The organism is Actinoplanes sp. NPDC051633, from assembly GCF_040681735.1.
Lineage (GTDB): Bacteria > Actinomycetota > Actinomycetes > Mycobacteriales > Micromonosporaceae > Actinoplanes.
This window is the reverse complement of record NZ_JBFAZH010000156.1, coordinates 1-10,129: the sequence shown is the minus strand read 5'-3', so window position 1 is coordinate 10,129 and position 10,129 is coordinate 1. Positions and strand designations below refer to the sequence as shown.

Genomic DNA, 10,129 nt, shown 5'->3' with positions numbered 1-10,129 from the left:
TGGATCGAGGACGCCCCGCAGCAGCGATACGCAATGCCGGACGAGATCGCCCCGACGGTGGTCTACCTCTGCTCCCCCGCGGCGGCCTTCGTCACCGGTTCGGTGCTGGTCATCGACGGCGGCTACACCGTCTACTGACCGGGCCGCCGACGGATGCACACATCGAGTTCAGACCAACTACGAGAGGCATCCGCCCTGCTCAACGCCGCCAACCGGGTGGTGGTGTTCACCGGGGCGGGCATCTCGGCCGACAGCGGCGTGCCCACGTTCCGGGACGCGCTGACCGGCTTGTGGGCGCGCTTCGACGCCGAGCGGCTCGCCACCCCGCAGGCGTTCGCGGACGACCCGGCCCTGGTCTGGGGATGGTACGAGTGGCGTCGCGCCCTCGCCCGCCGCGTCGCTCCCAGCCCCGGGCACGTCGCCGTCGCGGCGCTCGAGCGACGGACCCCGGGCACCGTGGTGGTCACCCAGAACGTCGACGATCTACACGAACAGGCCGGTTCCTCCACGGTGATCCACCTGCACGGCAGCCTGTTCGCGCCGCGCTGCTCGGCCTGCGCGCAGCCGGCCCGGACGGCCGAGACGATGCCGGAGAGTGACGGCGAACGGATCCCGCCGCCGTCCTGCGACGCCTGCGGATCGCCGGTCCGGCCGGGTGTGGTGTGGTTCGGCGAGGCGCTGCCGTCCGCCGCGCTCGAGGCCGCCGTCGAGGCCGCCGCGAACGCCGACGTGCTGCTCAGCGTCGGAACCTCCGGCCTGGTCTACCCGGCCGCCGAGGTTCCGCAGGTCACAGCTCGGATGGGCGGCAAGGTCATTCAGGTCAACCCGGCCCCGACCCCGCTCGATCCGATCGCCACGGTGAGCCTGCGCGGCACGGCCGCCGAGGTCCTGCCCGCATTGATCGACGCCCATTAGTCCGGGCGGCCGCGGCTTCCGGCGGCCGCCTCGTTGCAATCGTCCGGCGCATGTGCCATCGTCACCCGGCGTCGCCGCCTGAGATGCCGCAGCGAAGGGACGAACAACGTGCAACGGCCTTGGGGCATTGTGTGTGCTCGGCTGGGTTCGGCCGCGCTGCTGGTCGCCGGTGTGATCGGCGGCGTGGCCCTCGCGCAGGACGACTCCGGCCCTGGGCAGGGCGCTCGCTCTCTGCTCACCGTGCAGGCCGCGGCGGATGACGTGCAACTGCTCCGCGCCCGGCATGAGCAGGCCGCCGCCACCCGGGCCCGCCAGCGGGAGGCCGAGCGTGCCGCCGCCAAGAAGGTCGCGGCGGAGGCGAAGGCCGCGGCCGCCAAGGCGCGCAAGCTGGAGAAGAAGGCGATCGAACGGAAGAAGGCGCTGCGTCCGTACGACGGGCCGATTCCCGCCTCCTGCCAGGAGTTCAGCGGCAACCGGAAGACGGGCTGCGCCCTGATGCTCGAGGCCGGCTTCGCGATCGACCAGTTCCCGTGCCTCGAGAAGCTGTGGGATCACGAGAGCGGCTGGAACGCGAAGGCGGAGAACAGGGGCAGCGGCGCGTACGGCATCCCGCAGGCGTTGCCGGGCAGCAAGATGGGCTCGGTCGCCGACGACTGGCGCGTCAACCCGGCAACGCAGATCAAGTGGGGCCTGGGTTACAACAAGAACCGCTACAAGACGCCGTGCGGGGCGTGGTCGCACTTCCAGCGCACGAATTCCTACTAGCCGCCGTCACGGGCGACCTCGGCGCTAGTCTGCCCCGCATGCGCATGTTGCAGCTCGGCCTGCGGGTCACCGACCTGGAGCGCTCACTCGCCTTCTACACAGCGCTCGGGTACGACAAGGTCGGCGTCGTCGCCGAGACCGACTTCGGCAGCCTGACCATGCTCCAGCTTCCCGACGATCCGTTCGTCAGCCTCGAGCTCGTGCACGATCCGGCCCGGCCGGTCGAGGACATCCGGGCCGTCAACCACCTCGTCGTCCAGGTGGACGACCTCGACGGCGTGATCGCCGACCTCGCCACCAGGGGCCTGGAAGCCGAGCCGCCGACCGAGCCGGGGCCGGGGATTCGTACGTCGTGGCTGACGACCCCGACGGCTACCGCATCGAGCTCGTCCAGTGGCCGCCCGGCCACGCGGCCGGCATGACGGCGGCCGACTTCGCCTGACCGGACCCGCCGGGCGGCGGCTATCGCAGCAGGAGCAACTGGGCGGCGACCAGGATGTCGACGAGGCCGCACCACTCGGCGTACGACCGGACCACGACCTTGTCGAGCCAGAGGTGCACGTAGTCCCAGACGCCGTGCAGCAACCAGCCCGCGGCCACGAGGTAGCGGCCCACCTCCGGCTCCACCGCGAGGCCGGCCAGTGCGAGAGCGCCGAAACCCAGCATGCCGAGCGCCTGGATTTGGAACAGACCCGACCGGCGCAGCTGCCCGTCGACGGCCGCCCAGACCAGGACCACCAGCGCGACGGCCACGACCAGCGATGCCGGCGAGATGACGTCCAGCGCCCGCAGACCGACGGTGATCGTCAGGCCGGTCACCAGCACCGGCCAGGAGGCGCGCGGGCGCCGGATCTTGCAGACGATGAGGTAGAGCAACGCCAGCTGCGGAAGGAAGTGTCCCAGGGCGATCACCGACTCGTCCGACCCACCGCCGTCCCAGGTCGCCGCGGACATCGCGATGGCCAGCGCCGTGGGCCACCGCCGCCCGAGCGCGCCGGCCCAGCCCCGGGCGCCGTGCGTGGTGGTCATGCGTACTCCCCCCTGCGACGCAGCATGACCACGAGCATCAGCGGGAGCATCAAGACGTGGGTCGCGAGCATGACCGCCTCTGCCGAGATCACGCTCAACCAGCTCAGCGGGACCAGCACGATCGCGGGCGCGAACATGGCGGCGACCATCTCTCCGATGCCGGACCAGCCGTGCCCGCGGTACCGCATCCACGCCGCCATGCCGGCCGACATGTCGAAGGCCATCTTCAGCGCGGCGAGTTCGGGCGGCAGCGAGTACTCGAGCCCGGCGATCGCCGAGATGCCCGCGCCGATTCCCCAGAGGACCGCCATCCCGGCGACCATGGCGGCGACCATCTCCAGGTAGTGACGGATGAAGTGACTCCATGGGTTGGTTGTCATGACTTCATGCTGGTGAGCGGGGTTGGCGACCGTCAGTGCCGATTCCCGATGCCTCGGCGTGGATCTGTCACGAGGTCCGATGACAGATGTCATCTGTCTCGCGCGGTGGTCGGCGAAGGGTTCGTGAACTGCCACAATGACCGCGTGGAGCAGCCGGTGAGTCACGCGACACCCCTGGCGGGCCTGCGCCGGTACACGTGGTGGACGGTGCCCGGCGCGACCGCGTTCATCCTGGTGATGTGCTTCGCGGACTGGCTGGTCGACCCCGACGTGCCGGCGTGGGCCCGGTGGAGCTGCGCCGTCGCGCTCGCGGCCACGGCGGCCGTGATCGTGGTCCTGCTCAGCCGCCGGCTCGCGCTGCTGCCGGGCGCCGCGACGGCGAACCGGCCCACCGCGTGGCTGGTCGCGGGCAGCGCCGGCGCCGCCGTGCTCGGCGGCATCCCGCTCGGCCTCGAGGACTACGGGCTCTGGGCGGTGGCGCCGGCGATGATGGCGGCGATCTTCGCGGCGTTCGCACCGGCGCGGCGCCGGTTGCTCGTCGTCGCCGGCGCGACGCTGCTCGCGGCGGTCCCCGGCACGCTGGCCAGCACGGCCCACGGCGGCGACGAGGTGATCTATGCCGCCACGTTCCCGCCCGGGCTGTTCCTGTTCACCGCCTGGGTCATGCTCGGACCGCTCTGGGCCTGGGACATCGCGGGCCGGCTCAACGACGCCCGGCTGATGTCCGCGGAGCTGGCGGTCCAGGACGAGCGGCTGCGCTTCGCCGCCGACCTGCACGACATCCAGGGCCATCACCTGCAGGTGATCGCGCTCAAGAGCGAGCTCGCGGCCCGCCTCGCGGAGGTCGACGCCGCCCGCGCGGCCGCGGAGATGAAGCAGGTGCAGCAGCTGTCCATCGCGGCGCTGCAGGAGACCCGGGGACTGGTGCAGGGGTACCGCCGCACGACCCTGGAGGAGGAGATCTCCAACGCCACACGCGTGCTGGCCGCGGCCGACATCGACGCGACGATGAGCGTGCAGCCGGTCGGCGAACTCTCCCCGGCCGGCCGGCACCTGCTCGGCCTGGTCGTGCGGGAAGCCACCACGAACGTGCTGCGGCACAGCCACGCGGCGCACGCCGAAGTCGACTACCACGTGGACGGGCAACGCGCCCGCCTGAGCGTCAGCAACGACGGCGCCGTCCACCGGCCGGACGCGCCGCCGGGCACCGGCCTGGCGACGCTGGCCGAGCGCCTGAGGTCGGCCGGCGGTGACCTCACCTGGCGGCTCGACGGCGACCGCTTCGTCGTCGAGGCGACGCTGCCGCTGCCGGCCGGGCGTGAGACCCGGTGATCCGGCTCCTGCTCGCGGACGACGAGGACATGTTCCGGGGCGCCCTCGCTGCCCTGCTCGAGCTGGAGGACGACCTCACCGTCGTGGTTCAGGCGTCCACCACCACCGAAGCGGTGCGCCTGGCCCTCGAGCACCGGCCGGACATCGCGGTGCTGGATCTGGAGATGCCGCCGGCGGACGGCCTGCGCGCCGTGGCGGAGATCCGGGCGGCCCTGCCGACCCGGATCGTGCTCGTGACCCGGCACGCCCGGCCGGGCGTGCTCCGCCGTGCCCTGTCCGCGGGGGTGAGCGGGTTCGTGCCGAAGACCACGGCGGCGAACCGGCTGGCGGAGATCATCCGAGATGTCGACGCCGGCCGGCGCTACGTCGACCCCGACATCGCCGCATCGGCGCTCACCGAGGACACCTGCCCGCTCACCGGGCGGGAGCTGGACGTGCTGAGGGCCGCGCGGATGGGCGGCTCCGTCAACGACATCGCCACCGAGGTCCACCTCGCACCCGGCACGGTCCGCAACTATCTGTCGACCGCGATGACCAAGCTCGGCGTCAGATCCCGCCACGCGGCCGCGCATCGCGCCTGGGAAGAGGGCTGGATCTGATCGGGCTCAGCCGCCGTTGGCGGAGAAGTGCATGAAGTCCTTCAGCGAGCGGTAGTCGCCGCCCCACCGCCACCCGACCGACGCGAACGCTCGTACGACCGGCCCGCGCGGCCGGATCATGCCGGCCCGCACATCCCCCCGCTCGAGGTAGGAGGTGGCCAGCTCGGGCAGGACCACGTCGCCCTTGTGGTACGGATTCTGGAACGGGTTGACGTCCACGGCGAGCCCGTAGGCATGCTGCGACCAGGCCTTCTGACCACGCACCGGCCGGCACGCGAACACCGCCGTGGTGTTGCCGTCGCCGGTCGGCGGCGCGTCGAGCTCGGCAGAGCTGGTCACCCGCATCCGCTCGATCGGGAATCCCTCGGCGAACAACTCGCCGAACACCTCGACCATCGCGTCGGCCGCTCGCGCGTTGACCAGCAGCTCGCCGGTGTGCGCCCGGCCGTCGAACCCGCGGAAGCCGACCGTCACGTATCGCAGATCGGTGGCCGTGACCGGGCAGTCCCTGGTCCAGGTCGAGCGGGCGAGCACGCTCGCCGGCACGGCCTCGATCGTGGAGTGGAAGCCGCCGTCGGCCGGCGGCGGCAGGTCGTCCACTGTGACGATGGACCGGTTGCGCAGCTCGGGCGGGGTGCGCCGGGCGGCCGCGAAGCCGTTGGGCCGCACCGGCAGCGTCCGCGTCCCGAGCCAGGCCGGTGCCGTGGTGGCGCCGCCGATGCGCCCGATCGGCGGGCTCGGGCTCGCCGCCGGAGCGGCGACCGGAGCGGCGGACGTGACCGCCGGCGTGCCCGGCACCGGACCGGAGGATGTGCCGGAACAGGCTGCCAGGGCACCGCAAGCCACCAGAGCCGCCAGCAAGTGCGGCCTGAATACCGTCGCGATGCCTACCCGCATGTCACTACGCCCCTCAGCTGCGCGGTTCGCTCTGCTATGACGCGGCTCCGGTCACCCGGACCACGGGTGCGAACCGCCCGTCGAGTGGTTTGTCGAAGACCAAGGCCGTATCGCTGCCCTCCGAGGCGATCCGGACGGCGGAGCCGTCGGCCAGCGCCGCGGCTGTGCCGTGGATACCGAGGTCTTTGATGACGAGCTTCGTTCCGGCCGGCCGGCCGATGATCGTCACGTACAGGGTGCCGTCCTTCCGGGTGAAGATCACCGGCAGGCCGGTCGTCGTGGTCGTTTCGGCCTGCCGCCAGGACCGCGTGCCATAGATGGCTTCGCCGCTGATGCCGAGCCAGTCGCCGATGCCGCGCAGGCGGCTCGTCTGCTCCGGCACGAGAACGCCCTCGCCGCTCGGCCCGACGTTCAGCAGCAGGTTGCCGTTCTTCGCCACCGCCTTGATGAGGTCCGGCAGGAGTTGCTCCTCTACAGACGCGTAATCGGCGTCGGTCTCATCTCGGTTGTACCCGAAGGAGTTTCCGATGCCCCGCACCATCTCCCACTTCTTCGACTGAATGGTCGGATACTGCGAGTACTCCGGCGTGGTGAAGTCGCTGTGTGGGACCGACGGCTGCGTGATGTTGGAGGTGGTCAGCTCCGGCCGGTATTTGATCGCCTGCTTCATGAGTTGGTCGAAACTCCAGCGCATCGGCTTGAGTCCCATGGCCCGGTGCCAGAAGCTGGTGGTGGTCCATCGGTCGTTGAGGACACCGCCGGGAACCGTGTTGTAGTAATCGGCCATGAGCGCGGACAGGCGTTTTTGCCCCGTGGGCCAGAGGATGTCGTTCCACAACAGGTCGGGCTTGTAGCGCTGAATCAGCTCGTGAACCTGCGCCGTCGCGTAGTCGGCGTAGTCGTCACCGTAGGGCAGATACGCATAGTCGCCGAGGCTCCTGACGATCTGCCGCTGAAACGTCCAGTCCACGCCGCCCGAGTAGTAGAGCCCGAACTTCATACCCCGTTTGCGCACCGCGGCGGCGAGCTCACCGACCAGGTCACGCCGGCTGTGCCAGTCGGGCTGGTGCGGGTTGACGACATCGGTGGGCCACAGCGAATAGCCGTCGGCATACTTCGCCACCATGACGACATACCGCGCTCCGGTGTCGTGGAACGTCTTCGCCCATTCGTCGGCGTCCCATCGCGCCAGACCGGCCTCGAACTGCTTCGCGAACTCCTCGTACGGTTTCGTGCCGTAGTGTTCGGTGTGGTATCGGCCGGTCGCGGAGTTCCGGTCCTTCATGGCGTTCGCATAGTCCTCGGCATATGGATGCGAGACCATCGCGTTGTCATAGTCGGTTCTCAGCACCTCGGCGAAAGTCCCCTTCGGGGCATAGCCGGGCACCGAATAGGGGCCCCAATGGATCATGATGCCGAGCTTGGCGTCGGCGTACCAGTCGGGAAGCGGGTGGGAGTTCAGCGACTCCACCGTCCCGCGATACGGCCCGTCGGTAGTCATCTCCGCCTTCCGGTCGTCGATGGCCTTCCAGATCTCCGCGGCGACGAACAGTCCCCCGGTCACCAGCAACATCGTCACAGCGACGACGACGATGCTCGAGCGCCACTTGTGCCGTCGCATGGACCGGCCGAGTCGCCGCAGCTGTCCGAGGCGCTGGCCGTGCGGCCGACCGGCGGCCTTCATTTCGGTGTGGTGTGACATGCCACTCCCCTCCGGGGAGAAAGGCTCGCGCGCCGCGCCGTCGACGGGCTGACCGCTTGGTCAGTTAACCTACCACGGGGTCAGATCGATGGCGACAGATCGGAGAGCAACGTGGAACCGCCGCAGGTGGCCGACGTCACTGGATCTGCTGAGAGGCCGAGGGCGAAGGACGGGCGACGGCGCACCTTCGTCGAGGACGCTCGACGGGCACAGATCCTCGCGTGCGCCGTGGACCTCATCGCCGAGCACGGTTACGCCAACGCCACGCTCGCCCGCATCGCGGAACGCGCATCCATCTCCAAGGCCGCGGTGCTGTACCACTTCGAGAACAAGGAGCAGATTCTCCGGCAGGTGCTGACCGAGACTCTCGACGAGGTCACCGCGCAACTGTCGGAGGCACTGCGCGCCGCCACCTCCCCGCCCGACGCCATCGCCGCCTACGTCCACACGCTCGTCCGGTACATGGCCGACCATCCGGCGGGCATCCGGATCCTGGTCGAAGGTGTCGCCTCCACGGAGCTCGTCACCGGCACGAACATGCGCACCGAACCCGAGCGCTGGAAGGCCGTGGCGGAGATTTTCGCCCGTGGGCAGCGGAGCGGGCACTTCAGAGACTTCGACACACGCACCGCCGCCATCTGCCTCAACGGGGCTATCGACGCCATCGCGTCCGAAGTACTCGCCAACCCTGACTACGCCCCTCTACCGGCAGCCGAGACCCTGGTCGAGCTCACCCAGCGTGCGACCTCAGCCGGCGGCCACGAGACACACCGAGAACCGGCGCCACGGTACGAATCAGCCGGCTGACGCCACCCGTTCGACCACTGACCTCGGGCGCCCGGTCGCGGGTTGTGCCGACGAGCCGCGACCGGGAAGAATGCGTCCGCAGACGACTGTCGATCGGGGACGGAAGAGTGACGATGGCCGACGTGCCGAGCGCCGCGAACGAACTGGACACCGACGTGCCGCAGACCGCGCGCATCTGGAACTACTGGCTCGGCGGCAAGGACAACTTCGCGGTCGACCGGCAGGTCGGCGACCAGATCCGCGCCGCCTTCCCGCAGATCGTGGACAACGCCCGCGCGTCTCGGGCGTTCCTGGTGCGCTCGGTCAGCCACGTGGCCGGCGAGGGAGGCGTCCGCCAGTTCCTCGACGTCGGCACCGGCCTCCCCACGGCCGACAACACCCACGAGGTGGCGCAGCGCGTCGCGCCCGAGTCCAAGATCGTCTATGTCGACAACGACCCCCTCGTGCTGGTGCACGCGCGGGCGTTGCTGACCAGCAGCGACGAGGGAGTCACGCAATACGTCGACGCCGACGGCCGTGACTCGCGGACGGTGCTGACCGAGGCTCGCGAGACGCTCGACTTCGATCAGCCGATCGCGCTGATCATGTCGGGCATCCTGGGCCACATCACCGACGACGACCAGGCACTCACCATGGTCCGCGAGTATGTCGCGGCACTGGCACCCGGCAGCTACTTCATCGCGCTCGACGGGTCGCACAGCATCGAGCACGGCGAGGCGGAGAAGATCTGGAACGAGCAGGCCAACCCGCCGTACGTGCTGCGGGGTCACGCGGCGTTCAGCCGCTTCTTCGAGGGGTTAGAGCTGATCGAGCGCGGCGTGACCTCGGCGCCGTTGTGGCGGCCCACCGAGACTGATCCGCAGCGCCTCGACGTCGTCTGCGGGGTGGCCCGCAAGCCGTAACCCGTCACGGGTCGTCCTCGCCGGACGCGGACCGCTCAGCCGGGGGCTGGTGAACTTTGCCGCGGGGCGGCGGGGTCTCGTCGTCGTCGCCGTCCGCCGACAGGTCCGACGGGCTTCCCGAGGTGCTCGTCGCCGTCAGCGCGGCGGCGAACAGGACCGTCTGATTGATGGCGTTGAGAAAGACCAGCAGGCCCACCGCGCCGGCGACGATCTGGTAGGTGGGATTGGCCTCGGTGCGCTGCACGTACATCCGGCCGAGGGTCTTGAGCAGTTCCAGGCTGACCGCCACCACCAGCGCCGGTCCCAGCACACGACGCACCGGCATCCGCACGCGAGGCAGCCCGGTCAGCATGCCGGCGGCCAGCACCGCGTTCACGCCGATGCCGACCAACACGCCGACCGCGCCCAGCAGCCACCGCGACGGGGCGGCGCCGGTATCGGCCGCGTCGACCAGCCGGTTCGCGACGACAGAGGTCCCGTACGCCACCAGCAACGTAGCCGCCAGCAGCACCCCGAGCCCGACCAGCACCAGCAGGTCGAGGAGCACCCGCACGACGAGCTTGCCCGGGTATTCGGGCAGGCCCCAGATCTTGCGGATCGATGAGCGCAGCACGTCGACCCAGAACCACCCGGTGATCGGCAGCCCGATGAACGCGATGATCCCGGCGCTGCCCCGGGCGTTGATCAGCGCCTGCACGTCGACGCTGGGCACGTTCGCCGCCACGTAGCCCTCCACCGAGCGCAGCACCGTCGGGTCGTCCAGGACGAACCCGAAGACCGCAAAGGCCAGCAGCCCGAGCG

At 70.3% G+C, this 10,129-nt stretch carries 13 protein-coding genes; 8 read left to right on the top strand and 5 right to left on the bottom strand.

Translation table 11 applies throughout. The features are described 5' to 3' along the window. Window positions 1–3: 3 nt before the first annotated feature. From AB0M20_RS12005 to AB0M20_RS11990, 4 genes are all read left to right on the top strand, one after another. Complete coding sequence (locus AB0M20_RS12005; protein ID WP_364297200.1) at window positions 4–138, top strand: SDR family oxidoreductase; 135 nt, start codon at window positions 4–6, stop codon at window positions 136–138. A gap of 15 nt (window positions 139–153) precedes the next feature. After that, complete coding sequence (locus AB0M20_RS12000) at window positions 154–915, top strand: NAD-dependent deacylase (RefSeq protein WP_364297198.1); 762 nt, start codon at window positions 154–156, stop codon at window positions 913–915. A gap of 108 nt (window positions 916–1,023) precedes the next feature. Continuing rightward, the gene (locus AB0M20_RS11995) at window positions 1,024–1,680 is read left to right on the top strand and encodes a lytic transglycosylase domain-containing protein (RefSeq protein ID WP_364297196.1); all 657 of its coding nucleotides are present in this window, start codon (window positions 1,024–1,026) and stop codon (window positions 1,678–1,680) included. 38 nt (window positions 1,681–1,718) lie between these two features. Then, the gene (locus AB0M20_RS11990; RefSeq protein WP_364297194.1) at window positions 1,719–2,102 is read left to right on the top strand and encodes a VOC family protein; all 384 of its coding nucleotides are present in this window, start codon (window positions 1,719–1,721) and stop codon (window positions 2,100–2,102) included. A 40-nt stretch (window positions 2,103–2,142) separates the two neighbouring features. On the opposite strand, the gene AB0M20_RS11985 is transcribed toward AB0M20_RS11990, so the two are convergent. Together AB0M20_RS11985 and AB0M20_RS11980 are read right to left on the bottom strand one after the other, a co-directional pair. Further along, a complete protein-coding gene (locus tag AB0M20_RS11985; RefSeq protein ID WP_364297192.1) occupies window positions 2,143–2,709 on the bottom strand; it encodes a hypothetical protein in 567 nt (188 codons plus the stop codon). Then, window positions 2,706–3,089, bottom strand: coding sequence for a hypothetical protein (locus AB0M20_RS11980; protein WP_364297190.1), 384 nt, complete (start codon window positions 3,087–3,089; stop codon window positions 2,706–2,708). Before AB0M20_RS11980 ends, AB0M20_RS11985 begins: the two co-directional genes overlap by 4 nt. A 144-nt stretch (window positions 3,090–3,233) precedes the next feature. On the opposite strand from AB0M20_RS11980, the gene AB0M20_RS11975 reads away from it, so the two are divergent. Together AB0M20_RS11975 and AB0M20_RS11970 are read left to right on the top strand one after the other, a co-directional pair. Next, window positions 3,234–4,421, top strand: coding sequence for a histidine kinase (locus AB0M20_RS11975; protein ID WP_364297188.1), 1,188 nt, complete (start codon window positions 3,234–3,236; stop codon window positions 4,419–4,421). Beyond that, window positions 4,418–5,020 (top strand): response regulator transcription factor, encoded by a 603-nt coding sequence (locus AB0M20_RS11970; RefSeq protein ID WP_364297186.1) that lies wholly within the window; start codon window positions 4,418–4,420, stop codon window positions 5,018–5,020. Before AB0M20_RS11975 ends, AB0M20_RS11970 begins: the two co-directional genes overlap by 4 nt. Before the next feature lie 6 nt (window positions 5,021–5,026). Here the strand turns inward: AB0M20_RS11970 and AB0M20_RS11965 are convergent, their stop codons facing one another. Both AB0M20_RS11965 and AB0M20_RS11960 read right to left on the bottom strand, forming a co-directional pair. Further along, entirely contained in the window at window positions 5,027–5,818 is a 792-nt protein-coding gene (locus AB0M20_RS11965) for a M15 family metallopeptidase (protein ID WP_364297184.1), read from the bottom strand. Window positions 5,819–5,951: 133 nt separating this feature from the next. Beyond that, the gene (locus AB0M20_RS11960) at window positions 5,952–7,601 is read right to left on the bottom strand and encodes an alpha-L-fucosidase (protein ID WP_364297182.1); all 1,650 of its coding nucleotides are present in this window, start codon (window positions 7,599–7,601) and stop codon (window positions 5,952–5,954) included. Window positions 7,602–7,730: 129 nt separating this feature from the next. On the opposite strand from AB0M20_RS11960, the gene AB0M20_RS11955 reads away from it, so the two are divergent. Both AB0M20_RS11955 and AB0M20_RS11950 read left to right on the top strand, forming a co-directional pair. Next, the gene (locus AB0M20_RS11955; protein WP_364297180.1) at window positions 7,731–8,426 is read left to right on the top strand and encodes a TetR/AcrR family transcriptional regulator; all 696 of its coding nucleotides are present in this window, start codon (window positions 7,731–7,733) and stop codon (window positions 8,424–8,426) included. Between the two features lie 113 nt (window positions 8,427–8,539). Then, window positions 8,540–9,328 (top strand): SAM-dependent methyltransferase, encoded by a 789-nt coding sequence (locus AB0M20_RS11950; protein WP_364297178.1) that lies wholly within the window; start codon window positions 8,540–8,542, stop codon window positions 9,326–9,328. A 4-nt stretch (window positions 9,329–9,332) separates the two neighbouring features. Here AB0M20_RS11950 and AB0M20_RS11945 read toward each other — a convergent pair. Then, the coding region (locus AB0M20_RS11945) for a YihY/virulence factor BrkB family protein (RefSeq protein ID WP_364297176.1) at window positions 9,333–10,129 on the bottom strand (797 nt) is incomplete at its 5' end.

What these genes read in the sequence shown, in the direction of transcription:
- AB0M20_RS11985 (WP_364297192.1), bottom strand. Translation starts at nt 2,709, where the DNA reads ATGACCACCACGCACGGCGCCCGGGGCTGGGCCGGCGCGCTCGGGCGG.
- AB0M20_RS11980 (WP_364297190.1), bottom strand. Translation starts at nt 3,089, where the DNA reads ATGACAACCAACCCATGGAGTCACTTCATCCGTCACTACCTGGAGATG.
- AB0M20_RS12000 (WP_364297198.1), top strand. Translation starts at nt 154, where the DNA reads ATGCACACATCGAGTTCAGACCAACTACGAGAGGCATCCGCCCTGCTC.
- AB0M20_RS11960 (WP_364297182.1), bottom strand. Translation starts at nt 7,601, where the DNA reads ATGAAGGCCGCCGGTCGGCCGCACGGCCAGCGCCTCGGACAGCTGCGG.
- AB0M20_RS11950 (WP_364297178.1), top strand. Translation starts at nt 8,540, where the DNA reads ATGGCCGACGTGCCGAGCGCCGCGAACGAACTGGACACCGACGTGCCG.
- AB0M20_RS11990 (WP_364297194.1), top strand. Translation starts at nt 1,719, where the DNA reads ATGCGCATGTTGCAGCTCGGCCTGCGGGTCACCGACCTGGAGCGCTCA.